The sequence below is a fragment of the Legionella tunisiensis genome (assembly GCF_000308315.1).
GTDB classification, from domain to species: domain Bacteria; phylum Pseudomonadota; class Gammaproteobacteria; order Legionellales; family Legionellaceae; genus Tatlockia; species Tatlockia tunisiensis.
In genome coordinates, this window is record NZ_CALJ01000151.1 from 1 (window position 1) to 1008 (window position 1008).

Here is a 1008-nt window from a genome sequence, read left to right on the forward strand (position 1 = left end):
TCTGTCGTGAGACGATCCCAATCCGGGTACCTAATTCAGCGCGCCATTCCAAGACATGCCCACCTTGCTCCAAGGCTGTCAGATCGAAAACGGCTGGGCAATCGAAAAAATTAAAAATTTTTGTTAAAACAAAATCATGCATCATAGTACTACAGGGTTTTTCTATAATGCGAGTTTCTACCAGATTCCCTTGCTGATTCACTTTATGACAAGTCAGAAAAGGGGGGTTGAAGATCATAATTAATTAAATATAAATCTTTCGTATCTGGATCTAATCTTGTATGAGGACCTACGGCAAGTGGCTGTGTTGTACCGGCTAGCCACTCGCCAATCGTATTTAATTCATGATCCATTTCATAAGCAGCCCCACCTTCCCACATTGCTAAATAATGTTGCGCATGTTGAATGATATGGATAAAAGCACCATTTTTAAAAGGCCCAGGATCATCATTGGGGCCTATCAGTTGTGGAGCGGGGGGAATCGGCATGGCAATACCGCTATAAATCGCACGACCTAATTTTTGTTCGAGTAACAGTCCCTTGGTTTTAACGTAGCGATTGCGATAATGAATGTCTTCGTCTTCCAGATAGAGGGCGTGGATCATGCCATCGCCGTCCAATGGGAAAGTATAGGAAAGGGGATCAAAAGCCGGGTTGGGTCCATTACGCATGTAGCAACCTTGCAAATCAGAAGGTATTTCTCCCTGGACTATCAAGTTATGAAAATCGCTTTCCTCATGCATGGGCGCAAAATTGTTTTGTAAAAAGGGATTCGCTTTATTACGAAGTCTGCACTGGCGTTCGCGATACCAGAGGGGTAGTTTTTGAGACAACCAAATACCGATAATCATAGAAGTATAAGAAAGAATTTGGTAAACAATTTCAGAAGCAGTTGTGGCTCCCCAAGGGATAAAATACATCAAGGTAGAAAAGCTGAGAATTATCCCCCAGATGATGGTCAGTAGTTGATTAACTCGCCAAAACCCTTTTGTACGCCAAACCTGCCTA

General features: G+C 42.8%; 1 pseudogene. It reads right to left on the reverse strand.

Annotation, left to right across the window (positions count from 1 at the left end):
- Positions 1-920 (reverse strand): annotated as a pseudogene (locus tag BN58_RS36000) (carotenoid oxygenase family protein); the annotation flags it as partial.
- Positions 921-1008 lie beyond the last annotated feature (88 nt).